Source organism: Streptomyces sp. NPDC018693 (genome assembly GCF_044391385.1).
GTDB lineage: Bacteria > Actinomycetota > Actinomycetes > Streptomycetales > Streptomycetaceae > Streptomyces.
This window is the reverse complement of record NZ_JBIRZZ010000018.1, coordinates 103,534-126,531: the sequence shown is the minus strand read 5'-3', so window position 1 is coordinate 126,531 and position 22,998 is coordinate 103,534. Positions and strand designations below refer to the sequence as shown.

Sequence of the window (22,998 nt, the reverse complement as noted above, 5' to 3'; positions counted from 1 at the left end):
TGGACCGTTCCATGGACGCGTGGAGATGTCAAAGGGCGGCAGATGGCTTGACACCCTCGCAGGACTGCTTACAGGGTGGCCTGGAGAATGTATGGACCGGTCCAAAAAGGGGACTGTCATGGAGCTGGGTGTCGCCGTCGTCGGGTTCGGCTGGATGGGCCGGGTGCATACGCAGGCGTACGCGCGCGTCGCGCATCACTTCCCGCAGCTCGCCGTCCGGCCACGGCTGGTGGCCGTCGCCGAGGAGGTGCCGGGCCGTGCCGAGGAGGCCGCCGAGCGGTACGGCTTCGCCTCGGCCACCCGCGACTGGCGGGAGGTGGCCGCCGATCCGCGCGTGCAGGCGGTCAGCGTCACCGCGCCGAACTTCCTGCACCGTGAGATCGGGGTGGCGATGGCCGAGGCCGGCAAGCACCTCTGGATCGAGAAGCCGGTGGGTCTGACGGCCGGGGACGCCCGCGCGGTGGCGGACGCGGTCGCGAAGGCGGGCGTGCGGGGCGCGGTCGGCTTCAACTACCGCAATGCTCCCGCCGTGGAGCGGGCCCGCGAGCTGATCGCCTCCGGCGAGCTGGGCCGGATCACCCACGTCCGCATCCGTCTGTTCAGCGACTACGCCGCCCACCCGGACGGCGCCCTGACCTGGCGGTACGAGCGGGAGCGGGGCGGCAGCGGAGTGCTGGGCGACCTGGCCTCGCACGGCGCCGACCTGGCCCGTTTCCTGCTCGGCGACATCGCCGCGCTGGCCGCCGACACCGCGGTGTTCCTGCCGGAGCGGGCCCGTCCGACCGGCGCCACCGCCGGCCACACCCTGGCCACGGGCGGCGAGCTGGGCCCGGTCGAGAACGAGGACTACGTCAGCTGTCTGCTGCGGTTCGCCTCCGGCGCGCGCGGCGTCCTGGAGGCGTGCCGGGTCTCGGTCGGCGAGCAGAACAACTACGGCTTCGAGGTGCACGGCACCAAGGGCGCCGTCCTCTGGGACTTCCGGCGGATGAACGAGCTGGGCGTCAGCCTGGGCACCGCCTACCAGGACCAGCCGTTCAGCACGGTGTACGTCGGCCCGGGCGACGGCGAGTACGGCGCCTTCCAGCCGGGCGCGGCCAACGCCATGGGCTACGACGACCTGAAGGTCATCGAGGCGTACCGGTTCCTGCGCTCGATCGCCGAGGGCGTCCCCTGCGGGGCGACCCTGACGGACGCCGTGCACAGTGCCGCCGTACTGGACGCGATGGCGCGGTCGGCGCGGAGCGGCGCCTGGGTCACCCCGGAGGTGTAGCCGGCATGTTGTAGGGCGTGACCACCTGGATGGCGGACGGCAGGGTCGGGCCCGCGGGCGGCAGGGCGCCATGGGCGCGCATCACCAGGTGGCACGCCTCACGCATGTCCTGGCGCAGGTCGTGGTGGAGCACGGCGGACAGCCGGTGCTCACGCAGCAGCCGGGTGTTGTCGTGGTCGAGGTCGTGCGCGACGAACACCGCGCACTCGCGGCCGAGGTCGGCGAAGGCGCGCAGCGTGGCGATGTTGCCGCCGCCGATGGAGTAGACGGCGCGGATGTCCGGGTCGCGTTCGAGGGCGGCGCGGACGAGATCGTACTGGGTGGTGTCCAGGCCCTGTCCCTCGGCGATCTCGACCAGGGTGCGCTCGGGGTGGCGGGCGCGCATCACGCCGCGGAAGCCCATCTCGCGCTCCTCCTCGTTGCGGAAGAAGCCGCTGCTGAGGCTGGTGAGCACATGGCCGGGCCGGTCGCCGAGCCACTGGCCCATGAGGTACGCGGCGGTCGCGCCGGCGGCCCGGTTGTCGCTGCCGACATAGCCGAGGCGGGCGCTGGCGGGCAGGTCGGTGACCAGGGTGACCACGGGTATCCCGGCCGCGACCAGCCGGCCGACGGCCGCGCCGACCTCGGGCACGTCGGGCGCCTTGAGGATGACTCCCTGGGAGCCGCGCCGGGCGATCCGGTCCAGGATTCTGACCTGCTCCTCGACCGGACCGGTCTCGCGGAAGTGGAAGCGGGAGCGCAGCACGGCCGGGTGCAGCGACGGCAGCTCGGCCTCCAGGGCGGCCCGCACGGCGGTGGTGAAGCGCTCCGGCGCCTGCATCACGATGTCCACCATGAACGTACGGCCCACCAGCCGGACCTGGGTGCGCTGCCGGTCCAGGTCGGCGATGGCCCGGTGCACCTCCTGCGCGGTGGACTCCCGCACCCCGCCCCGGCCGTTGAGGACGCGGTCGACGGTGGCCTCGCTGAGACCGGCCTGACGTGCGATCTCACGGATCGGGAAGGGATGGCCCACAGCTGGCTCCTCGCTCCTCGCGCTGGTCTTCCTGAGGGGTTTTTGATGGCTGGCTGCCGGTTGTTCGAGGGGTTTGTACTGACAAGAATGACAGAGTCCCCGCGCTTCCCGTGACCCGAGAGGACGACGATGTCCTTCACCTTCGCCGCGTCCTCGGCCTGGCTGACCGAAGAGGACTGCGACCTGGACGACCTGCGCGCCCTCGTCGAGCGCACCACCGATCCGGCCGGCTATCCGCACGCCGCGTCGGTGGAGGGCGGGGTACTGGTGTACGACAGCGAGCGGCTGCGGTCGGCGTCCGGGCACGCGGTGCGCACCGAGCTGGTGCGGGCGCTGGCGGACGGCCCCGGGGTCGTGGTGTTCCGGGGCGCCTTCCCCGAGGCGGCGGTGGTGGACCGGATGACGGCCGTCTTCGAGGCTCTGATCGCCGAGCAGCGCGCCTCGGGGGCGACGGCGGGCGACCACTTCGCCCGGCCGGGCGCCAACGACCGCGTCTGGAACGCCCTGGAGAAGGCCGCGCTGTACGACGCGGAGGCGTTCGCCGACTACTACGCCAACGACATGGTGGCCCTGGCGTCGACTGCCTGGCTGGGCCCCGGCTACCAGATCACCTCCCAGGTCAACGTGGTCAACCCGGGCGGCGCCGCGCAGACCGCCCACCGCGACTACCACCTGGGGTTCCTCTCCAACGAGACGGCGGCCGCCTACCCGGCGCACGTGCATCGCCTCTCCCCCGTGCTGACCCTGCAGGGCGCGGTGGCGCACGGCGACATGCCGGTGGAGTCCGGCCCGACGCTGTACCTGCCGTACTCGCAGCGCTACGAGCCCGGCTACCTGGCCTGGCGGCTCCCGCGGTTCCAGGCGTACTTCGACACGCATCGCGTCCAGCTGCCGCTGGCGAAGGGCGACGCGGTGTTCTTCAACCCGGCGGTGTTCCACGCGGCCGGCACCAACCGCACCGCCGACGTACGGCGCACGGCGAACCTGCTGCAGGTGTCCTCGGCGTTCGGGCGGGCGATGGAGACGGTGGACCGGGAGGCCGTCGCGACCGCCGTCTATCCGGTGCTGCTGAGGCGTGCCGCCGAGGGCGCGGACGTGGCCTGGCTGGAGCGGGTGATCGCCGCGAGCGCCGACGGGTACCCCTTCCCCACCAACCTCGACAGCGACCCGCCGGTCGACGGGCTGGCGCCGCCCACCCAGGCGGACATCCTGCGGCGGGCGTTGCGTGGGCACTGGCCCCCCGGCGCCCTGCGGGACGGGCTGCGGGCGGGCGCACTTCGACGTGAGAGCTGAGGCATGTGCCATGGGACTTCTCGACGGATTCGACGGCGGACTTCTGCGGGACAAGGTCGTCCTCGTCAACGGCGGCAGCCAGGGCGTGGGCGCGGCCATCGCGCGCGCCGCCGTGCGTGAGGGGGCGCACGTCGCCTTCACCGGGCGGCGGCAGGAGCCCGGGGAGGCGCTGGTGGCGGAGCTGGCGGCGGCCGGCGGCAAGGCGATCTTCGTGCAGACCGACCTGGCGGACGCCGAGCAGGCGAAGGCCGCCGTCGCGGAGGTGGTCGACGCCTGCGGCCGGATCGACTGCCTGGTGAACTCGGCGGGGCTCACCTCACGCGGCACGCTCCTCGACACCACGCCCGAGCTGTTCGACCAGCACATCGCGATCAATCTGAAGGCGCCGTTCTTCGCCATGCAGGCCGCGGTCACCGACATGGTGGCCCGCAAGGCGCCCGGCACGATCGTCAACATCATCACGTCGTCGGCGCACGGCGGGCAGCCCTTCCTCGCACCGTACGTCGCCGCCAAGGCGGGTCTGATCGGCCTCACCCGCAACGCGGCGCACGCCCACCGCTGGGACCGTATCCGGATCAACGGCCTGAACATCGGCTGGACGGCGACGGAGGGCGAGGACGCCACCCAGCGGACGTTCCACGACGCCGGCGACGACTGGCGTGAGCAGGCGGCCGCGCGGCTGCCGATGGGCAAGCTCGGCCAGCCGGACGAGATCGCCGACTTCGTCGTCCTCCTGCTGTCCGACCGGTCCGGCGTGGTCACCGGTTCGGTGATCGACTGGGACCAGAACGTCCTCGGCGGCCTCGACTAGCCCCGCCGGTACCCACCTCCTGAGGAGCAACGCCCCCATGCGCATCGGAATCCTCGGCCTCGGCCGCATCGGCGCCTTCCACGCCGAGACCCTCTACGGACTCGACGCCGTCGAGTCGCTCGTCGTCACCGATCCCTTCGCGGACGCCGCCAAGGCGGCCGCCGAACGGTTCGGCGCCGAGGTCGCCGACTCGCCCGAGGCGCTGCTGGCCTCCGGGGTGGACGGCATCGTCGTCGCGGCGGCGACCGACGCCCACCCGGCGCTGATCCTCGCCGGCGTCGAGGCCGGCATCCCCGTCTTCTGCGAGAAGCCCGTCGCGAAGACCATGGCCGAGGGCGTCGAGGTGCTCAAGGCCGTCCAGGACAGGGGCGTGCCGATCCAGATCGGGTACAACCGCCGCTTCGACGCCGGTTTCGTCGCCGCCCGCGCCGCCGTCCGGGCGGGTGAGCTGGGCATGCTGCACACCGTACGGTCGACGACGCTGGACCCGGCGCCGCCGCCCGCCGCCTACGTCGCCGCGTCCGGCGGCATCTTCCGCGACTGCTCCGTCCATGACTTCGACATCATCCGCTGGGTGACGGGCCGCGAGGTGACCGAGGTGTACGCGGTCGGCGGCAACCGGGGCGCCGACTACATCAGGGAGGCGGGCGACGCGGACACGACCGGCGCGGTCCTCACCCTGGACGACGGCACCCTCGCGGTCGTCTCCAACAGCCGCCACAACGGCCGCGGTTACGACGTCCGCATGGAGCTGCACGGCTTCCAGGACTCCATCGCCGTCGGCCTGGAGGACAAGCTGCCGCTGCGCTCGGTCGAGCCGGGTGTCAGCTTCCCGGCGGGCGCCCCGCACGACTTCTTCATGGACCGCTTCACGGAGGCGTACCGCGCCGAGCTGACCGCGTTCACGGAGGTCGTCTCCGGCGACCGGCCGTCGCCGTGCACCATCGAGGACGCCCTGGAGGCGGGCTGGATCGCGGAGGCGTGCACGCTGTCGCTGCGTGAGCACCGGCCGGTGACGATCGCGGAGGTACGAGGGGCCTGACGGGGCCGGTCTCCCCCTCCCGGCGCCTCGGCCGGGCGGGGGAGGCCGTCACCCGGGAGGAGCAGGTATCGGGCCGCGCGGGCGTCCGTCGTGTCGTACTGGACGTGCACGAAGACGATGCGCGCCGATTCGGCGGCGCCGCTGCCGAGGGAGTGCTCGGAGGTCCCGATGCCTGACCCGAGGAACGTCCGGCACCGTGTGCGCCTGCTGCCGGCCCGCCTCCGGGCGAGGACGAGGACCGTGCCCGCCCGGAAGGAGAGGAATGCCTATCCCGCCTGGCGTGAGCTGCCGCTGGCCACCATCTCCCGGCTGAGGACCCAGCTCGACAAGGAGGAGGGCCGTGGCCCTCTGCCCTACGCCCGTCAGCGGCGGGCTGTGATCGCCGGCGCCCGGCGACAGCTCGGCGAGGCCGAGAGGGCCTGCCTGGACTACAGGTTCTGGGCGTCGAGGCCCGGCTGCCTGGAGCGCATCTGGGCGAACATCCGGGGCACCGAGCGTGATCTGATCCTCCTGTACTCCGCCGAAGAGCTGCGCGCGCGTGTTCCCGAGGTGCTGCACACGGTGCGGCGGAACCTGTCGGAGGACAGTCCGCATCGCCAGGCCGTCGAGAAGGCCGTCCGTCGGATCGGCGGGGGCGGACGTCCCATCGCGGAGCACGAACGGCTGGTGCTCGCCCGCGGTCTCGGCATCGCCTACGAGTCCCGTGGCGCCCGGTACCGGCGTGTGCGCGTCCTGGCGAACCTGCTCTGGATCGTCACGGTGGCGGCGACGCTGGGGATCATCGGGCTCGCGGCATGGGGATACTTCGACAGCCATGCCCTGGACCTGTGCTTCGTCCCCGACCCGCCGGGCGACAAGGTGGTCTGTCCCACCGGCGAGCACCCCGCCCCGCCGGGCGGCATGCCCCCGGAGCTGCGGACGCAGGACAGCAGGAACGTCGTCACCGGCGACTTCACCCACAACTGGGATGTCCTGACCGTGGAGGCCGCGGGGCTCGTCGGAGCGGCGCCGACCGTGGTCGCGGCCATTCGCCAGATCCGTGACACGCAGGCCGTGCCGTACCCCTTCCGGCTGCCGCTGGCCCTGGCGGTGCTGAAGTTCCCGCTGGGGGCGTTGTCGGCGCTCACGGGGGTGCTGCTCATCAAGGCGGCGTTCGTACCCGGTCTGAGCAATCTCGACAGCTCCGCGCAGATCCTGGGCTGGGCGATCGTGTTCGGCGCCGCGCAGCACCTGGTGACGCATCTGGTGGACCAGCGTGCGAAGGAGACGCTGAGTGAGGTGCCGAATCAGTCGGAGCCCGCGGCCGCCACGGGCTCCAAGGCAGAGCACGGCCGTCGCGCGTAGCCCGGCCTCAGCTCGTCCGTTCCCGGACATGGAGGTGGCCGTCGCGTGGGAAAGCGGGAGGCTCGGCCGGCAGCACCGTCTCGAAGGCGTAGCCGCATTTCGCCGCCACCCGGCAGGACGCCGTGTTGTCCACCTGGTGGACGAGTTCCAGGCGGGTCAGCCGGGGGAAGGCGGTGAACGCCCAGTCGGTCAGGGCGTGCACCGCCCTGGGTGCAACGCCCCGGCCGCGGGCGTGGGCCGCCGTCCAATAGCCGACCTCGGCGCTCCCGGAGCCCGGCGCCAGGCCCTTGAGGACGACATGTCCGGCCAACCGGCCCTCGGTGCCGTCCGGTTGGGCGTCCAGGACGGCGAAGGCCAGGCGGCCTCCCCGCTCCCACGCGTCCCGCTGCTCCCGCAGCCATCGGTGCGCGTCCGCCTCGTCGTCCACGGCGTGACTGGTCCAGCGGCGCAGCACCGGGTCCCGGCACGCGTCGACCAGCGCCGGCGCGTCCTGCGGCCGCCAGGGTCGCAGCAGCAGCGCGGAGACCGACCCGGTGGCGTCGGCCTCCAGCCGGATGTCCGGTCGTACGGCGATGTCGTCCATGCCCCGAGCCTAGGCGGGGAGCCGCTCAGGCCCCGCAGGACCTCAGGAACCGGCGGGTGCGGGTCGCGATCGGCAGGGGCCTGTCCGGCTCGCAGGGGTACATGTCCTGCTCGACGATCGCGAACAGCTCCACGCCGAGCTTCTGCGCGGCCGTCAGCACCGGCCCCAGCTCCGGTACACCGGACGGCGGTTCGCACATCACTCCCTGGGCGACGGCCGGTCCGAACGGTGTCCCCTCGGCCCGTACGTCCGCCAGGATCGCCGGGTCGACCTGCTTGAGGTGCAGATAGCCGATGCGTTCGCCGTACGTCTCGATCAGCTGGACGCTGTCGCCGCCGCAGTAGGCGTAGTGGCCGGTGTCCAGGCAGAGGTTGACCAGGTCGCCGTCGGTGGAGTCGAGGAACCGCTCGACATGGGCCTCGGTGTCGATGTGGGTGTCGGCGTGCGGGTGCACGACGATGTCCAGGCCGTACGTCTCCTTCACCTCGTGCCCCAGGCGTTCCATGCCCTTGGTGAGGTGGGCCCACTGAGGTCCCGTCAGCTCCGGGGGTTCGAGGATCTCGGCGGTCTTGTCGTCGCGCCAGAAGGACGGGATGACGACCAGGTGCCGCGCGCCCATGGCCTGGGTGAGCGCGGCGACCTGGCTGACGTGCGCCCAGGTCGACTCCCAGACGGACGGGCCGCGGTGCAGGCCGGTGAAGACCGTGCCCGCGGAGACCTTCAGTCCGCGCCGGCCGACCTCGTCGGTGAGCCGGGCCGGGTCGGTCGGCAGATAGCCGTACGGGCCCAGTTCGATCCAGGTGTAGCCGGCCTCGGCGACCTCGTCCAGGAAGCGTTCCCAGGGGACCTGCCGGGGGTCGTCGGGGAACCAGACGCCCCAGGAGTCGGGGGCCGAGCCGACGCGGATGCGGTCCAGGACCTCGGGCATGTCAGGGCGTCCCTTCCGGAGCGTTCGCCACCGGCCCGGTGAGGTCCTCCTCCTCGGGGAGCTCGTCCGTGTCGACGCCGCGGACCTGCGCCAGCTCGTGCTTGAGCGCGGCGAGTTCGGCGCCGCCGGCCATGTGGTTGGTGAGCTCTTCGAGGCTGACCTCGCTGCGGTCGGCGGAGAGTTCGAGCGTGCCCAGGCGCAGGACGCTGAAGTGGTCGCCGACCATGTAGGCGTGGTGCGGGTTGTGGGTGATGAAGATGACGCCGAGGCCGCGGTCGCGGGCGGCGGCGATGTACTTCAGCACCACACCGGACTGCTTGACGCCGAGGGCGGCGGTCGGCTCGTCGAGGATCAGCACCCGGGCGCCGAAGTAGACGGCGCGGGCGATGGCCACGCACTGGCGCTGGCCGCCGGAGAGCGTGCCGATGGGCTGTTCGAGGTCGTCGAGGACGATGCCCATCTCACGCAGCTCGTGATCGGCCGTCTGCTTCATCCTCTCGATGTCGAGACGGCGGATCGGCCAGGGACCCTTGGTCATCTCGGAGCCGAGGAAGAAGTTGCGCCACACCGGCATCAGGGGCACGGTGGCCAGGTCCTGGTAGACGGTGGCGATGCCCTTGTCGAGGGCCTCGCGCGGGGTGTTGAAGCGCACGGGGGTGCCGTCGACGAGGAACTCGCCCTCGGTGTGCTGGTGCAGCCCCGAGATGATTTTGATCAGGGTGGACTTGCCCGCGCCGTTGTCGCCGAGCACGCAGGTCACCTTGCCGGGGTGGACCCGCAGGTCGACGCCGTGCAGGGCGCGGATGTTGCCGTAGGACTTGCCCGCCCCGCGCAGCTCGACGAGAGCGCCGTCCTGGGGCGCGGTGTCCTGAAGGACGGCGCCGTGGGTTCCGGTCCGGTTGGTCATGCGGGTCACCTCCTGGTCGCCGTGCGCTGTACCCACAGATTGATGAGGACGGCTCCGAGGAGCATCACACCGAGGAACGCCTTGAACCAGTCGGGGTTCCAGCCGGCGTAGACGATGCCCTGGTTCACCATGCCGAACATGAAGGCGCCGAAGACCGGGCCGATCGCGGAGCCGTAGCCGCCGGTGAGGAGGCAGCCGCCGATGACGGCCGCGGCGATGTAGATCAGCTCCTGGCCGACGCCCTCGCCGGACTGCACGGTGTTGAAGGAGAACAGGTTGTGCATGCCCATGAACCAGGCGCCGAAGCCGACGGTCATGAAGAGGGTGATCTTGGTGAAGTCCACCGGGACGCCGACCGCGCGGGCGCTGTCCTTGTTGCCGCCGACGGCGAAGATCCAGTTGCCGTACTTGGTGCGCAGCAGCACCCAGGTGGCGAGGGCCGCGAACACCAGCCACCACACCACCGTGATCTTCACTTCGACGTCGCCCACGTGGAACGACGACGCGAAGAGGGCCTTGGCCTGGTCGAAGCCGTCCATGTCGCTGATGTTGTCGGTGGCGACGTTGCCGGTGACCAGCTTGGTCACGGCGAGGTTGACGCCCTGCAGGATGAGGAAGGTGCCGAGGGTGACCAGGAAGCTGGGCAGCCCGGTCCTCACCACCATCCAGCCGTTCAGCCAGCCGATGGCCAGGGAGAGGACCAGTGCCAGGATCACGCCCGTCCACACGTTCACGGTCAGCTGGAAGCTGAGCATGCTCGCGGTGAGCGCGGAGGTGATCACGGCCACGCCGGACGACAGGTCGAACTCGCCGCCGATCATCAGCAGGGCCACGGGCAGCGCCATGATGCCGATCGTCGACGACTGGTAGAGCACGGTGGCCATCGAGCCGCCCTGGCGCACGGCGGGCGCCGCGATCAGGAAGAACACCAGCACCGCGACCGCGCCGAGGAACACGCCGATCTCGGGGCGGGCCAGCAGGCGCAGCGCGAGCGGGCGTTCGGCGATCCGGCCGTCCCTCTCCTTCGGGCCGGAGGCCGGCGGTGGGGTCACCGCCGGCTCAGCCTTCTGGGTCATGCTCATCACCGGGTGCCCTTCGCGGCGAACGCGGCGACGGCGTCGACGTTGTCCTTGTCGACGATGGCCGGGCCGGTCAGCACCGGCTGCTCGCCGCCGCCCATGTAGTTGCCGTTGTTCTTGTACAGCCACAGCGAGTCGATCCCCAGGTAGCCCTGCAGGTAGGGCTGCTGGTCGACGGCGAACTCGATGGTGCCGGCCTTGATGGCGCCGGTGAGTTCCTTGTTCAGGTCGAAGGTGGCGACCTTGGCCTTGCTGCCCGCCTCGGACACCGACTGGGTGGCGGTCAGCGCGAAGGGCGCGCCGAGGGTGATCACGTAGTCGATGGCGGTGTCCTGCTTGAGCTTGGCGTTGATGGTCGCCTGCACCGAGGGCATGTCGGTGCCGTTGACGTAGAGGTTCTCGACCGAGCCGGAGAACGTCTTCTTCACGCCGTCGCAGCGCTGGGTCAGGCCGATGTTGCCCTGCTCCTGGATGACGCAGACGGCCTTCTTGGCGCCGAGCGTGTTCAGCTTGTTGCCGAGTCCCTCACCGGCCACGGTCTCGTCCTGCCCGAAGAACTCCAGCAGGCCGAGCTTCTTCCACTCGCTGACACCGGAGTTGAGGCCGACGACGGGGATGCCGGCCGCCTTGGCCTTGTCGATGACGTCCTTCAGGGCGTCCGGCTTGGCGAGGGTGACCGCGATTCCGTCGACCTTGGAGTCGATCGCGTTCTGGATCAGGGTGGCCTGCTTGCCGGCGTTCGGATCGGCGGAGTAGATCAGCTCGATGTTGTCCTTGGCGGCGGCGGCCTCGGCGCCCTTGCGGACGATGTCCCAGAAGGTGTCACCGGGCGACTGGTGGGTCACCAGCGCCACCTTCATCCGGGGGGTGGTGGCCTTGCCGGCGGCGGCGCCGCTCTGGTCCTCCTCTGCCTTCTTGCCGCCGGAGCCGCTGGAGCAGCCGGCGAGGGTCAGTGCCACCGCGGCGGCCATGGCCACGACGGGGGCGATTCTGCGGGAGCGAGAGGAAGAAGAACGGTCCATCTTTCCTGCACCTCACTGTGCGACAGGGGAAACCACGGGGAAATGCACGACTCGTGCGCTGTTGGGACGGGATCCAATCCCTTGCCGCGCCCACTGTCAATACTTTGTTAAGACATCATTTCACGCTCAGGTCCGAATGTAAGTACAAACCATTGACACGGTCGGCTGCGACGCCCTACACCTGAGGGGGCGATCTCTACCCCGTGCACCTGTGCGTCACCCCACCGACCGAGCCGACCGAGGAGATGCCGATGGCGAGGACCCCCGCGCTCGACGCGCTGCACTTCGCCCTGGACCGCACCAGCCCGGTCCCGCTCTACTACCAGCTCGCCCAGCAGCTGGAGGCGGCGATCGAACACGGCGCGCTGGCCCCGGGCAACCTGCTCGGCAACGAGATCGACCTGTCGACCCGGCTCGGCCTGTCCCGGCCCACGGTCCGCCAGGCGATCCAGTCGCTCGTGGACAAGGGCCTGCTGGTGCGCCGCCGTGGCGTCGGCACCCAGGTGGTGCACAGCCAGGTCAAGCGCCCGCTCGAACTGAGCAGTCTCTACGACGACCTGGAGGCGGCCGGGCAGGGCCCGACCACGGAGACGACGCGCAACGAACGCGTCCCCGCGCCCGCCGATGTCGCGGCCGCGCTGGGCCTGCCGGAGGGCGCCGAGGTCACCGTACTGGAGCGACTGCGCCGCACCCACGGCCAGCCGGTGGCGCTCCTGTGGAACTACCTGCCACCGGACCTGCTCGACCTCGACACGGCCCGCCTGGAGTCGACGGGTCTGTACCGCATGATGCGCGCGGCGGGGATCACCCTGCACAGCGCCCGCCAGACGATCGGCGCCCGCTCGGCCACCGCCGAGGAGGCCGCCCGCCTCGACGAGGAGAAGGGGGCGGCCGTACTGACCATGCAGCGCACCGCGTACGACGACACCGGGCGCCCGGTCGAGTACGGGACGCACATCTACCGCGCGTCCCGCTACGCCTTCGACTTCCAGCTGCTGGTCAGGACATGACCGCCGTCACCGGGGCGCCATCCGCAGGGCCCCGTCCATGCGGATGGTCTCGCCGTTGAGGTAGTCGTGGTCGACGATCGCCAGAGCCAGCTTCGCGTACTCCTCCGGCTGCGCGAACCGGTGCGGGAACGGCACGCCCGCCGCCAGCGACGTACGGAACTCCTCGGACACGGTCGCCATCATCGGCGTGTCGACGATGCCGGGCGCGATGGTGCACACCCGGATGCCGTACTGCGCCAGGTCGCGGGCGGCCGGCAGCGTCAGCCCCACGACCCCGCCCTTGGAGGAGGCGTAGGCGGCCTGCCCGATCTGCCCGTCGTACGCCGCGATGGACGCGGTGTTGACGATGACACCCCGCTGCCCGTGCTCGTCGACGGGGTCGGTCCCGGCGATGGCCTCGGAGGCGAGCGTGAGCACGTTGAAGGTGCCGACCAGGTTGATCTGGATCACCTTCGCGTACAGCGCGAGGTCGTGCACGCCCTTCTTGCCGAGGATCCGCATCGACGGCCCGATGCCGGCGCAGTTGACCACCGTGCGCAGCGGCACGCCGGACCCGGCCGCGGTGGCGACGGCGGCGCGGACCTGCTCGGGGTCGGTGACATCGGCGGGCACACAGGTCACGCCGGGCACCTCGGGCGCCTTGTCGACGCCGTCCTTGAGGTCCAGCGCGAAGACCCGGGCGCCGCGCTCGGCGAGTGCCTTCGCGGTGGCCGCGCCCAGGCCGGACGCACCGCCGGTGACGAGGGCGGCGGTGTTGTCGAGCTGCATCATCACTCCTTGCCGAGGGCGGTGAGCACACCGCCCTCGCTCCGGTCCAGCGCCCGGGAGATGACCAGGCGCTGGATCTGGTTGGTCCCTTCGAAGATCTGCATGACCTTGGCCTCACGCATATAGCGCTCGACGGGGAAGTCGCGCGTGTATCCGTACCCGCCGAGCACCTGCACCGCGTCCGTGGTCACCTTCATGGCATTGTCCGTGGCCACGAGTTTGGCGATCGACGCCTCGCGGGTGAAGGGCAGTCCCTGGTCCTTCAGCCGGGCGGCGGCCAGCGCGGTGGCGCGCGCCGACTCGATGGCGGCGCCCATGTCCGCGAGGACGAACGCCAGGCCCTGGTGCTCGATGATCGGCTTGCCGAAGGTCTCACGCTCACGGGCGTAGCGCACGGCGTGGTCGAGGGCGCCCTGGGCGAGACCGGCGGCCACGGCGGCGATGCCGAGGCGGCCGCAGTCCAGGGAGGCGAGCGCGATCTTCAGGCCCTGGCCCTCCGCGCCGATCCGGCGCTCGACCGGCACCCGGACGCCGTCCAGCCGCATGGTGGCGGTGGCGGACCCGGTCAGGCCCATCTTCCGCTCCGGCGGGTCGGCGCTCAGGCCGGGCGTGTCGGCCGGCACGAGGAAGCAGGAGATGCCGTGGGCGCGGTCCTCGGAGGTGCGGGCCATCACCGTGTAGAAGTCGGCGTAGCCGCCGTGCGTCGTCCACGCCTTGGCCCCGTCGATGACGTAGTGGTCCCCGTCGCGCACCGCGCGGGTGCGCATCGCGGCCGGGTCGGAGCCGGCGTGCGGCTCGGACAGGCAGTACGCGCCGAGGAGTTCGCCGCCCAGCATGTCGGGCAGCCACCTCGCCCGCTGCTCCTCGGCGCCGAAGGCGGCGAGCGGGAAGCAGGACAGGGCGTGCACGGAGACGCCGACGGCGACGCTGGACCAGACCGCGGCGATCTCCTCCAGGACCTGGAGGTAGACCTCGTACGGCTGACCCGCCCCGCCGTGCTCCTCGGCGAAGGGCAGGCCGAGCAGCCCGCTGCGGCCGAGCGTGCGGAAGACGTCCCGGGGGAACGCGCCGTCGGCCTCCGCCTCGGCGACCCGCGGAGCCAGTTCCTTGGCGGCCAGGGTCCGCGTCAGCCGGATGAGGTCGAGGGCTTCCTCGGTCGGCAGGGCACGAGTGGCAGGCATCGGAACCTCCACGGAAGTGAAACGGGATGATCTGAAAGTGATACTGCGAGGAGTACGAACGTATCATTCACAGTACGGCAGCGGGGTGCAACGAAGGAGCCGCGCACAGTCGGGTAACGGTTGGTGTCAGGACGACACGGCGTGCACGATCAGGGAGGCGAGCTGCTCGTACGCCTCCGCGTCGGTCAGCCCGGTGCGCGCCTTGAGCTCGCCCTGCTGGATCTGCCGCATGGTGGCCGCGGCCACCTCACCCACGAAGGCGGCGTGCACATCACGGAACGCCCCGTCGGAGACGCCCTCGGCGATCAGCTGCCGCACCCGCTCGGCCGCCATGCGGGTGTTGGCCTCGTACACCTCGCGGGCGGGCGGGAAGTCGGCCACGTCGTCGAGGAAGCGACGCGAGAGCGGGCGCAACTGCTCGGCGACGGCCGTCAGATAGGCGCGCACCCGGTCGGACGGGACGGCGGTCTGCGCCACCCGCTTCTCCACGGCCTCCGTCGCCCCGCGGAAATAGTGCTTGACCGCCTCCACGACCAGCCCCTGCTTGCTGCGGGCCAGTTGGTACAGCGTGGTCTTGGAGCAGCGCAGCCGTTCGGCGAGGTCGTCGAGGGTGAGATCCGAGAAGCCCTCCGCCGTCAGCAGCGTCACGAGTCGTTCCAGCAGGTCGGCCTGGCGGGCGGTACGGCGGGTGGACGGCATGATCCCAGCCTATCCGCGCCGGAGGGAGCTGGGTCACCGTCCGGTCAGTGACCGCCGGTCAGTTGGCCGGCGAGGCGCTGGTGCATGTCGGCGCTGGGCTTGTTCAGGCCGACGATGGTGACCTTCTTGCCGCGCTGGGCGTACTTGGTCTCGATCGCGTCGAGCGCGGCGACCGAGGAGGCGTCCCAGATGTGGGCGCCGGAGAGGTCGATGACGACGTCGTCCGGGTCGTTCCGGTAGTCGAACTGGTAGACGAGGTCGTTGGAGGAGGCGAAGAACAGCTCGCCGGTGACCGCGTAGACGACCTGGTTGCCGTCCGGGTCGACGACGCCGGAGACCTCGGCGAGGTGGGCGACCCGCTTGGCGAAGATCACCATCGCGGTGATCGAGCCGACGACGACACCGATGGCGAGGTTGTGGGTGGCGACCACACAGGCGACGGTGACGACCATGACCGTGGTCTCCCCCAGCGGCATCCGCTTGAGCGTCCTCGGGGCGACGGAGTGCCAGTCGAAGGTGGCCACGGACACCATGACCATGACGGCGACCAGCGCGGCCATCGGGATGTCGGAGACGACCGGGCCGAAGACGATGCACAGCACCATCAGAAAGGCCCCGGCGAGGAAGGTCGACAGCCGGGTGCGGGCGCCGGACACCTTTACGTTGATCATCGTCTGGCCGATCATCGCGCAGCCGCCCATGCCGCCGAAGAAGCCGGTGACGATGTTGGCGACGCCCTGGCCGATCGACTCACGGGTCTTGTGGGAGTGCGTGTCGGTGATGTCGTCGACCAGCTTGGCCGTCATCAGCGACTCCATCAGACCGACCAGCGCCATGGCGAGGGCGTACGGGGCGATAGTCGTGAGGGTTTCGAGCGTGAACGGCACGTCCGGCAGACCGGGCACCGGCAGCGAGGACGGCAGTTCGCCCTTGTCACCCACGGTCGGCACCGCGATGCCGGCGGCGACGGTGATGACGGTGAGGATCGCAATGGACACCAGCGGCGCCGGGACCACGGTCGAGACCCTCGGGAAGAACACCATCAGCGCCAGCCCGCCCGCGACCAGCGGGAAGACGGGCCACGGCACGTCCCTCACCTCCGGCACCTGCGCCATGAAGATCAGGACGGCCAGGGCATTGACGAAGCCGACCATCACCGAGCGCGGGATGAACCGCATCAGCTTGGCCACGCCGAGCGCGCCGAGCACGATCTGGAAGACACCGGCGAGGATGACGGCCGCGACCAGGTGGCCCAGCCCGTGCTCCCGGTTCAGGGGGGCGATCACCAGGGCGACCGCTCCGGTCGCGGCGGAGATCATGGCCTTGCGGCCGCCCACGAACGCGATCACCACGGCCATGGTGAACGAGGCGAACAGACCGATGCTCGGGTCGACCCCGGCGATGATCGAGAAGGAGATGGCCTCGGGGATCAGGGCCAGCGCGACGACCAGCCCGGCCAGCACCTCGGTCCGCAGGACCTTGGGGGACTCCAGCCAGTCGGGCTTGGACAGACGCAGCTTGGGAGCTGCGGACAGGGGTGAGGACATGCTGCCGTTTCCGTCTCGGGGCGCGGGGAGCCGAGGGGGCTCGGCCGGGGAACTCTAACCTGACGTGAGGGGAGAGTTCGAATCGCATGTCTCCGTAGAATGACTCACTTCACACTCTCGAAACCGACGGACATCCGAGGGAGACGGCGCGGCGATGAGCGAGCGGCAGATGCAGATCGGCGAAGTGGCCGAGCGGACCGGCCTGTCGCTGCGTACCATCCGCCACTACGAGGAGGTCGGCCTGGTGATCCCCTCGGCCCGCAGCAAGGGCGGCTTCCGGCTGTACACGGAGTCCGACGTCGAGCGGCTGATGGTGATCCGCCGTATGAAGCCGCTGGACTTCTCCCTGGAGGAGATGCGCGACCTGCTGGAGATCACCGACCGGCTCGCCGCCACCGACACCCCGCCGACGGACGAGGAACGGAAGCTGCTGCGCGAACGGCTGGACGCCTACCGCGAGGTCGCCGACGCACGCTGCGAGACCCTGCGCGCCCGCCTGGCGATGGCCGAGGACTTCGCGGACACCCTGCGCCGCCGCCTGCACGCGGAGGCCCACCCGGGCGCCTGAACCATGGCGCCCGGAGCGATCAGTAGGAGGGCCGGACGAACGTCCTGGCTGGTTCGAGACGATCTCGTCGGTGCCCGCCTAGCGGGCCGCTGCGAGGCTGTCGGCCAGGCGGAGCAGGTCCGCACCGAGCGGGGAGTCGGCGCTCCACACGGCCTCGACGGAGATCTGCAGCCCAGACCCAGCTTGGTCCAGTCCTCCAGGACCTGGTAGCCGGAGGCTTCCCCCGGATACGTGCGCAGGGGCATCTCATGCGCCTGGAAGAGCTGCGTGGTGAACGTGGTCAGCCCGCAGGTGTCCGGGACGAGGATGAAGCACTCCTTGCCGGCCTCCACCCTTGTGGCGGGAAGCGGGGCTGGCCGGAGCGGCGTTCAGCAGGACCGGCCCGCTCCAGGAGATCCACGACATGTCGGGGCCCGACGGCCGGCCCTCCGCGCTCTTCGGCTTCGCGCACGCCCACGTCGTCCAACCGCCTTCAAGGACGCCGTCACCGCACAGCTCACCCAACTCTTCGGCCCGGCCGCGGCCAACACTCGACGGCCGCCTGCACTGGGCGTCGACCGAGACGGCACCCGACCACGCCGGACATATCGAGGGCGCCCTGGCAGCGGGCGAACGGGCAGCACAGGCCGTCCTGGCCGCGCCCGACGCTCAACTCCGCCCCGGGAATGGCCAGTCCCCTGCTCATGAGAGCGTCCGCGGTTGACTTGCGAGCCTTCCTTCCGGCTCATACCGCATCGCCGCCGCCCCCGAGCCGAACCCCGACCGGCTCAGGAGAGTGCACCACGATCTCGTACTCGTCGATCAATCCCGGCTCCGCCGGCGCCGGCTTCACGCCCGCCACGGAAAGCCAGGCCGGGCGTGGGGTGCCGGTCAGCGCACGCGGAAGACACCGTGCGCGCCGCGTTCCGCGTCGGTCATGACGTGCGTGACGAAGGGGTAGTCGCCCGCTTCTGGGAAGGTCGTCTCGACGAATCCGCCCGACGCGGGAGCGAGGTCGAGGACCTGTGCGCCACCGCGTTCGGAGCCTCCCGGTTGCAGGTCGTAGGCGCCCTCACGGTAGACGGTGTCGAACTGGCCGCCCACGACGTGGAAGGCGCTGGCCGCATTCGGCCCCGCCGCCAGGACCCAGATCCGTACGCGCTCACCGGTCCTCGCTGTCAGCGGGTCGTGGTCGTACTGGTTGGCGTACCCGTTGAAGGCGACCACGTCGGGCTCCTTGGCGTTCACCTTGTCGGCGTCGGCGGTCCCGTTCTGCCGGCCCAGGTAGAACTCCGACTGGACCAGCACGTACTCACGGTCCACCTTCGGCAGGTCGGGCGGATCGATGATCACCGCGCCGAACATGCCGTTGGCGATGTGCAGGGACATCGGCATGGTCGAGCAGTGGTACATCCACACCCCGCTGCGGGTGGCCGTGAACCGGTACGTCAGTGACTGGCCGGGCTGGATCGTCCGCATCGGCCGGTCCGGCGCCAGCGCTCCGGCGTGGAAGTCGACGGAGTGGCCGATCGTCCCGTCGTTGACGAGGATGATCTCGAAGATGTCACCGACGCGGCCGCGCAGTACGGGCCCGGGAGCCGTCCCGTTGAACGTCCACAGCGTCTGCCGTACACCGGGGGCGACCTCCGCTTCCGCCTCCTTGACGGTGAAGGTCCGCTTGTGCAGCGTGGGGCTGGATCCGCCCGTCAAGGGCGGCAGTTCGGCGTCGCGGGCGGTGAAGCCGTCGGTCGGCTCGGCCATCGGATCGAACGCTTCCGCGGCGGACTCGCCCGTGCCCCGGGAAGTGCCCCCGCCGTGGTCGTGCGCGGTTCCGCTGCCGTCCTGGGACCCGGTGCCGCCGGCTCCGTCGCGGTCGGCCGCCGTGTCCGACGCCTCGGCGCCCGTGACGCGTACCGCGAAGACCATGCCCATCTGGCGGTGCCCGACCACCGAGCACCAGCCCGAGAGGTCCCGGCCGACGACTCCCGCGTCCAGCGTGCCGCGCTTACCGGGGCTGAGCCGGTCGGTGCGGGCGCCGGTCTCCAGCACCAGGTCGTGCGTGTCGGTGCCGGTGTTGTGCAGGCGGATCACCAGGCGGTCGCCCGCGGGCACATCGACCGCGGAAGGGGAGAACCGCATGTCACGGATCGTCACATCGACCGTGGTGGTACGCCCGGTCGGCTCCACCTCGCTCACGCCGTCCGCGCTCGTGGCGGCGGACCGGCCCACGAGGGGCAGCGAACGCACATCCACCGCGCCGCCCCCCGCGACGGCCAGCATCACGACCGCGAGCCCGAACGCCACGCCGCCGAGCACGCGATGCGGGGCCGACGGGCCCTCGGTGCGCGCCGGGGCCGGCGCGGGCACCGGGTCCGCGTGGCCACGGGCCGCCTTACGCCGCTTCCGCGTGCCGCGAACCACCGTGAGCACGAGCAGGACGAGGAAGTACAGCAGCATCACCAGCAGCAGCACCGAGCACACCACCCGGACCATGGACGGCACCGGGAGCACGCACAGCAACAGCGCGGCGTTGGTGATGGCCAGCCGGGCCGGCCAGGCCCGTTCGAGTCCCGTGGTGGCGGCGCGTACGGCCGCGGGGCCACCGCCCAGGACCACGGGCACGAGGAAGCTGAGTGCGCCGAGCAGCACCTGTGCGATCCAGCCGGCCGCCAGCGGCGCGGTCAGCACCGAGGTGCGCTCCGCCACCGTCGTCCAGGACGTGGTGGAAACGAGGATGCCGGCCAGGACCGTCAGGGATCCGGCGAGCCAGAGGCAGCCCGCGGCCACCGACCAGGCCGCAAAGGATCGCGGCGCCTTCGCCCGGGCCTCGCGCAGCCAGGGCCGGCCGGCGACCACGAGCCCGGCGGCGTAGCCGGCCACACCGGGGGCGGCCAGGGGCGGCGGGGCGAGCAGTGCGCCGGCGACGGCCGCGGCGAGGCCGGTCAGCAGGACGGGAAGAGCGGCGCGCCCCGCCCGTTCGGCGCCGTCCGCCACGCGGGTGCGCAGCATCGTCGGCCACAGGGTGATGAGCGTCCCCGCCACGGTGAGGCCGACCCAGCCGAGCAGGTTGATCATCTCGTGCGCGATCAGCAGCCGGTCGGAGAGATCACCGGCGAGATCACCGCGGGCCATGACGACACCGAGCGCGGCACCCGCGGGCAGCAGGGCGGAGGCGGCTATGTAGTAGCGCACGGTCATGGAGAACCGGCCGGGCAGGGCCCGGCGCAGGAGCCGGACCAGCCACACGGCGTGGGCGGTGACCGCGGCCGCGACCAGGCACCCGCCGATGAGCACGGCGTTCCGGCGCCCGATGAGCATGCCGCCGATCACGGCGACGGCTCCGGCGTTCAGGCAGGCCAGCCGCAGGGCCGCGGGGGCGCCCCGGTTCGACTCGGGCAGCCGGAGCACGGACGCGGCGAAGTGTCCCGACCAGATGACGACGGCGTTGGTGACCGCCCCGAGCAGCAGTATGTGGACGAGCAGCCAGGAGGCGTGCGGCAGGAAGTGATGGGCGGTCGCGACCGCGGCGAACAGCCCGAGCCAGGCGACCACGATCGCGTTCACGCCGAGGTGCCAGAGGGCGCGCGGTGATCGTCCTGGCGGCTTCGGGGCGGGTCCGCTCGCCGTGGAAGGAGACAGGTCCGTGGTCACCGGGGGTCCCTCGGGTGGTCGGAGGAGGTCGCCGCGCCGGTCTCGGCGGGCCTGGGCCGGGCGGTGGTCCGTGCCGCCCCGGGCGCACGTCGGGTGGCGGTCACCGACGCGGTCGCCGCCGTCAGGACGAACAGCAGGACGGCGGCGATGTTGAGCGCCCCGCCGAGCTGCCACGCCCCTCTGACGTCGCGGAGGTCACCGATCACCACGCGCAGGGCCAGGGAGAGGTGCAGCAGCCAGGCCGCCACCGCGAACGCCGGGTGGTAGGGCAGGGGGCGGCGGAGTACGGCGGGCAGGATCACCGGGGCATGGGCCATGATCATCGACAGGACGAATCCCAGGAAGACGGCGTGCACCACGGCGTCGTAGCGGGTGCCGTCGGTGACCGGCCCGGCCAGCAGCCACAGGGTGCCGGCGAGGCCCAGCCATGCGTATCCGGCGAGCAGGCACGCCGCGGTGAAGCGGGGCAGTCCGGTGGAGCGCAGCAGACGGCGGGCCACGTCGTGCACGACGAGCCAGGCGACCAGCGCGAGCAGGGCGGCGCCGAGCAGCAGGGTGCCCGTCGCGGGCCACAGGAGCGTGGTGACGACGCCGGTGACGACGGCGCCGACACAGCCCAGGAAGGTCCGTTCCGCCGAGGGTACGAGGGCACCCACCCGGGCGAGTTCCAGCCGCTCCCCCGCGATGGTCAGGACGAGGAACGCGACCAGCCAGGGCAGCATCCGCGGAATGTCCAGGCCGCCCAGCCACAGCAGTGCCGCGCCGAGTGCCGACACGGCGCCCGCGGCCTGCGCGAGCAGGGCGGCACTCGGCTGCCGCTTCCAGAAGCGCATGTACAGGGCGGTCAGGGCGGCGGACCCGGCGACGAGCAGCAGCCGCGGGACGGCCAGGTCGACCGGGCCGAGCAGGAGCAGGCCCCCGGCACCGAGGCAGGCGGGGGCGACGTACGGCAGGCGGCCGCCCAGGGCGACCGCGCGTTCCAGCGCCACCAGCGTGCCGGCGAAGCCGAGCACCAGCAGCACCCCGTGGACCTTCGGCAGCCGGTCGCTGGTCACCGGGGCAGGCAGTCCGAGCAGAACGAGGGCGGCGTCGAGACCGGCGAGCAGACAGAGACCGGCGGCCAGCAGCAGGGGTGCCCGGCGGGTGCCCCTACGCCGGTCGGCGGCGGGGATCACCGGTCGTCCCCAGGCGTCGTGGGCGGGTGCGGGTCCTGTGTCGTGTCCGGGTCCCCCGGTCCGGTACCTGTGTCCAGGTGGAGACGACAGGCATCGGGTTCGGCGAACGGAAGCAGTTCCATGTCCTGGGCCGTCTCGCTCAGGGCGGCGAGGGCGGCCCGGGCCAGCCCTTCATGGACGCCGCAGATGACGCCGGGGTGCTCGCGGGCCGTCTCCACGAAGGGGCAGCGCCGCAGCCGCACCCGGCGGACCTGAGCATCCGCCTCCGGTGCGAAGCCGATCTCCCCGAGAAGGTGCAGCAGCCGTGTCCGCGCTTCCTCGGGATCCGCCGTCGGCTCCTGCCCGGCGGTCAGGACGCGTCCCCAGTCCTTGCCCGCGGCGAGGGCGTCCGCACGCGGATCGCTGCTGGAGCGGGCGATCTGGGCGGCGAGTACGGCGGCGAGCCCGGCGTACTCCCGTGCGGGGGACTCCTGCGGCGGGCGCGCCCGGTAGCGCCAGGCGGGACGACCGCGCCCCGACGGCGCGGACCGCTCGCGTACGGCGAGCCCGTCGGCCACCAGGGCGTCCAGATGTTCACGGACGGTGTTGACGTGCAGCGCGCACACCTGCGCGAGCGCCGTGGCGCTCACGGGGGCGGCTTGGCCGCGCAAATACTGCAGGACACCGCGGCGCTGCCGGGACAGTGGCAGACGGGTCGATCCGCTGCCGGGGAGCGGGCCGTTATTTTCCACGGACATGTCCGTACTATATCGCGGGCAGCAACTCGAACCGACCGGGCTGCCCGTGACCGCGTCCACCTTCAAGGCGGAGATCTCCCACCTGTGCCGGGCCCTCGGCGGCGACATCGCCACCGGCAGGTACGCGCTGAGCACCCCGTGTCCTGCGACGCCGCCGAGGTGCTGCGTGCACTGCGTCACGGTGATGCGGACTCTGCTGCGCCGGTACGGCGGTCCCCTCCTCTCCCGCTCGGACACGCCCTGGACCGGGGCGTGGCGCACCCATCTGGACGTGGCCGTACGCGAGGCGGTCCTGGCCAGCAGCCAGGTGGCCTGGGGTGAGCGCCGCTGTTCCGGAAGGCTCAGTACGGAGGAGGCGTGAGGACGACCTCCCCAACTCGTGACACATC

Annotated in this window: 22 protein-coding genes; 9 read left to right on the top strand and 13 right to left on the bottom strand. The window is 71.6% G+C overall.

Features of this window, described 5'->3' with window-relative positions:
- Nucleotides 1-118: 118 nt before the first annotated feature.
- Nucleotides 119-1,270, top strand: a complete 1,152-nt coding sequence (locus ACH5AC_RS33125; protein ID WP_398865972.1) for a Gfo/Idh/MocA family protein — start codon at nucleotides 119-121, stop codon at nucleotides 1,268-1,270.
- On the opposite strand, the gene ACH5AC_RS33120 is transcribed toward ACH5AC_RS33125, so the two are convergent.
- The gene (locus ACH5AC_RS33120) at nucleotides 1,254-2,285 is read right to left on the bottom strand and encodes a LacI family DNA-binding transcriptional regulator (protein ID WP_398865971.1); all 1,032 of its coding nucleotides are present in this window, start codon (nucleotides 2,283-2,285) and stop codon (nucleotides 1,254-1,256) included. The two genes, ACH5AC_RS33125 and ACH5AC_RS33120, sit on opposite strands and share 17 nt — an antisense overlap.
- A gap of 129 nt (nucleotides 2,286-2,414) precedes the next feature.
- Here ACH5AC_RS33120 and ACH5AC_RS33115 point away from each other — a divergent pair, with 129 nt between their 5' ends.
- From ACH5AC_RS33115 to ACH5AC_RS33100, 4 genes are all read left to right on the top strand, one after another.
- A complete protein-coding gene (locus ACH5AC_RS33115) occupies nucleotides 2,415-3,578 on the top strand; it encodes a phytanoyl-CoA dioxygenase family protein (protein ID WP_398865970.1) in 1,164 nt (387 codons plus the stop codon).
- A 10-nt stretch (nucleotides 3,579-3,588) separates the two neighbouring features.
- Nucleotides 3,589-4,389 carry an SDR family oxidoreductase gene (locus ACH5AC_RS33110; protein ID WP_398865969.1) on the top strand — a complete coding sequence of 267 codons (801 nt, stop codon included), beginning with the start codon at nucleotides 3,589-3,591 and terminating at the stop codon, nucleotides 4,387-4,389.
- A 37-nt stretch (nucleotides 4,390-4,426) separates the two neighbouring features.
- Nucleotides 4,427-5,431 carry a Gfo/Idh/MocA family oxidoreductase gene (locus tag ACH5AC_RS33105; RefSeq protein WP_398865968.1) on the top strand — a complete coding sequence of 335 codons (1,005 nt, stop codon included), beginning with the start codon at nucleotides 4,427-4,429 and terminating at the stop codon, nucleotides 5,429-5,431.
- 240 nt (nucleotides 5,432-5,671) lie between these two features.
- The gene (locus ACH5AC_RS33100) at nucleotides 5,672-6,775 is read left to right on the top strand and encodes a hypothetical protein (RefSeq protein WP_398865967.1); all 1,104 of its coding nucleotides are present in this window, start codon (nucleotides 5,672-5,674) and stop codon (nucleotides 6,773-6,775) included.
- Nucleotides 6,776-6,782: 7 nt separating this feature from the next.
- Here ACH5AC_RS33100 and ACH5AC_RS33095 read toward each other — a convergent pair whose 3' ends face one another.
- The 5 genes from ACH5AC_RS33095 to ACH5AC_RS33075 are packed head-to-tail and all read right to left on the bottom strand — an operon-like array spanning nucleotide 6,783 to nucleotide 11,294.
- On the bottom strand, nucleotides 6,783-7,358 hold the full coding sequence (locus ACH5AC_RS33095) for a GNAT family N-acetyltransferase (RefSeq protein WP_398865966.1): 576 nt from the start codon (nucleotides 7,356-7,358) through the stop codon (nucleotides 6,783-6,785).
- Between the two features lie 25 nt (nucleotides 7,359-7,383).
- Nucleotides 7,384-8,286, bottom strand: coding sequence for a sugar phosphate isomerase/epimerase family protein (locus tag ACH5AC_RS33090; RefSeq protein ID WP_398865965.1), 903 nt, complete (start codon nucleotides 8,284-8,286; stop codon nucleotides 7,384-7,386).
- A 1-nt stretch (nucleotide 8,287) separates the two neighbouring features.
- Complete coding sequence (locus ACH5AC_RS33085; RefSeq protein ID WP_398865963.1) at nucleotides 8,288-9,193, bottom strand: ATP-binding cassette domain-containing protein; 906 nt, start codon at nucleotides 9,191-9,193, stop codon at nucleotides 8,288-8,290.
- Nucleotides 9,194-9,198: 5 nt separating this feature from the next.
- A complete protein-coding gene (locus ACH5AC_RS33080; protein WP_398865962.1) occupies nucleotides 9,199-10,275 on the bottom strand; it encodes an ABC transporter permease in 1,077 nt (358 codons plus the stop codon).
- Nucleotides 10,275-11,294, bottom strand: coding sequence for a sugar ABC transporter substrate-binding protein (locus tag ACH5AC_RS33075; RefSeq protein WP_398865961.1), 1,020 nt, complete (start codon nucleotides 11,292-11,294; stop codon nucleotides 10,275-10,277). Before ACH5AC_RS33075 ends, ACH5AC_RS33080 begins: the two co-directional genes overlap by 1 nt.
- Nucleotides 11,295-11,545: 251 nt before the next feature.
- On the opposite strand from ACH5AC_RS33075, the gene ACH5AC_RS33070 reads away from it, so the two are divergent.
- Nucleotides 11,546-12,304 carry a GntR family transcriptional regulator gene (locus ACH5AC_RS33070; protein ID WP_398865960.1) on the top strand — a complete coding sequence of 253 codons (759 nt, stop codon included), beginning with the start codon at nucleotides 11,546-11,548 and terminating at the stop codon, nucleotides 12,302-12,304.
- A 6-nt stretch (nucleotides 12,305-12,310) separates the two neighbouring features.
- On the opposite strand, the gene ACH5AC_RS33065 is transcribed toward ACH5AC_RS33070, so the two are convergent.
- The 4 genes from ACH5AC_RS33065 to ACH5AC_RS33050 form a co-directional block, all read right to left on the bottom strand.
- A complete protein-coding gene (locus tag ACH5AC_RS33065) occupies nucleotides 12,311-13,072 on the bottom strand; it encodes an SDR family NAD(P)-dependent oxidoreductase (RefSeq protein WP_398865991.1) in 762 nt (253 codons plus the stop codon).
- A gap of 2 nt (nucleotides 13,073-13,074) precedes the next feature.
- On the bottom strand, nucleotides 13,075-14,253 hold the full coding sequence (locus ACH5AC_RS33060) for an acyl-CoA dehydrogenase family protein (protein WP_398865959.1): 1,179 nt from the start codon (nucleotides 14,251-14,253) through the stop codon (nucleotides 13,075-13,077).
- A gap of 126 nt (nucleotides 14,254-14,379) precedes the next feature.
- Nucleotides 14,380-14,952 carry a TetR/AcrR family transcriptional regulator gene (locus ACH5AC_RS33055; RefSeq protein WP_398865958.1) on the bottom strand — a complete coding sequence of 191 codons (573 nt, stop codon included), beginning with the start codon at nucleotides 14,950-14,952 and terminating at the stop codon, nucleotides 14,380-14,382.
- Between the two features lie 44 nt (nucleotides 14,953-14,996).
- The gene (locus tag ACH5AC_RS33050) at nucleotides 14,997-16,499 is read right to left on the bottom strand and encodes a SulP family inorganic anion transporter (RefSeq protein ID WP_398865957.1); all 1,503 of its coding nucleotides are present in this window, start codon (nucleotides 16,497-16,499) and stop codon (nucleotides 14,997-14,999) included.
- A gap of 154 nt (nucleotides 16,500-16,653) precedes the next feature.
- Here ACH5AC_RS33050 and ACH5AC_RS33045 point away from each other — a divergent pair, with 154 nt between their 5' ends.
- Nucleotides 16,654-17,067, top strand: a complete 414-nt coding sequence (locus ACH5AC_RS33045) for a MerR family transcriptional regulator (RefSeq protein ID WP_398865956.1) — start codon at nucleotides 16,654-16,656, stop codon at nucleotides 17,065-17,067.
- A 403-nt stretch (nucleotides 17,068-17,470) separates the two neighbouring features.
- Nucleotides 17,471-17,770 (top strand): FAD-dependent oxidoreductase, encoded by a 300-nt coding sequence (locus ACH5AC_RS33040; protein ID WP_398865955.1) that lies wholly within the window; start codon nucleotides 17,471-17,473, stop codon nucleotides 17,768-17,770.
- A 167-nt stretch (nucleotides 17,771-17,937) separates the two neighbouring features.
- On the opposite strand, the gene ACH5AC_RS33035 is transcribed toward ACH5AC_RS33040, so the two are convergent.
- The 3 genes from ACH5AC_RS33035 to ACH5AC_RS33025 all read right to left on the bottom strand — a co-directional run bounded on the left by ACH5AC_RS33035 (nucleotide 17,938) and on the right by ACH5AC_RS33025 (nucleotide 22,609).
- Nucleotides 17,938-20,610, bottom strand: coding sequence for a multicopper oxidase domain-containing protein (locus ACH5AC_RS33035; RefSeq protein WP_398865954.1), 2,673 nt, complete (start codon nucleotides 20,608-20,610; stop codon nucleotides 17,938-17,940).
- An 83-nt stretch (nucleotides 20,611-20,693) separates the two neighbouring features.
- Nucleotides 20,694-21,872: a hypothetical protein gene (locus tag ACH5AC_RS33030; RefSeq protein ID WP_398865953.1), complete on the bottom strand. Its 1,179-nt coding sequence runs from the start codon at nucleotides 21,870-21,872 to the stop codon at nucleotides 20,694-20,696.
- Nucleotides 21,869-22,609, bottom strand: a complete 741-nt coding sequence (locus tag ACH5AC_RS33025) for a helix-turn-helix transcriptional regulator (protein ID WP_398865952.1) — start codon at nucleotides 22,607-22,609, stop codon at nucleotides 21,869-21,871. The genes ACH5AC_RS33030 and ACH5AC_RS33025 overlap by 4 nt, the downstream gene beginning before the upstream one ends.
- Here ACH5AC_RS33025 and ACH5AC_RS33020 point away from each other — a divergent pair.
- Nucleotides 22,608-22,970, top strand: coding sequence for a hypothetical protein (locus tag ACH5AC_RS33020; protein ID WP_398865951.1), 363 nt, complete (start codon nucleotides 22,608-22,610; stop codon nucleotides 22,968-22,970). The two genes, ACH5AC_RS33025 and ACH5AC_RS33020, sit on opposite strands and share 2 nt — an antisense overlap.
- Nucleotides 22,971-22,998 lie beyond the last annotated feature (28 nt).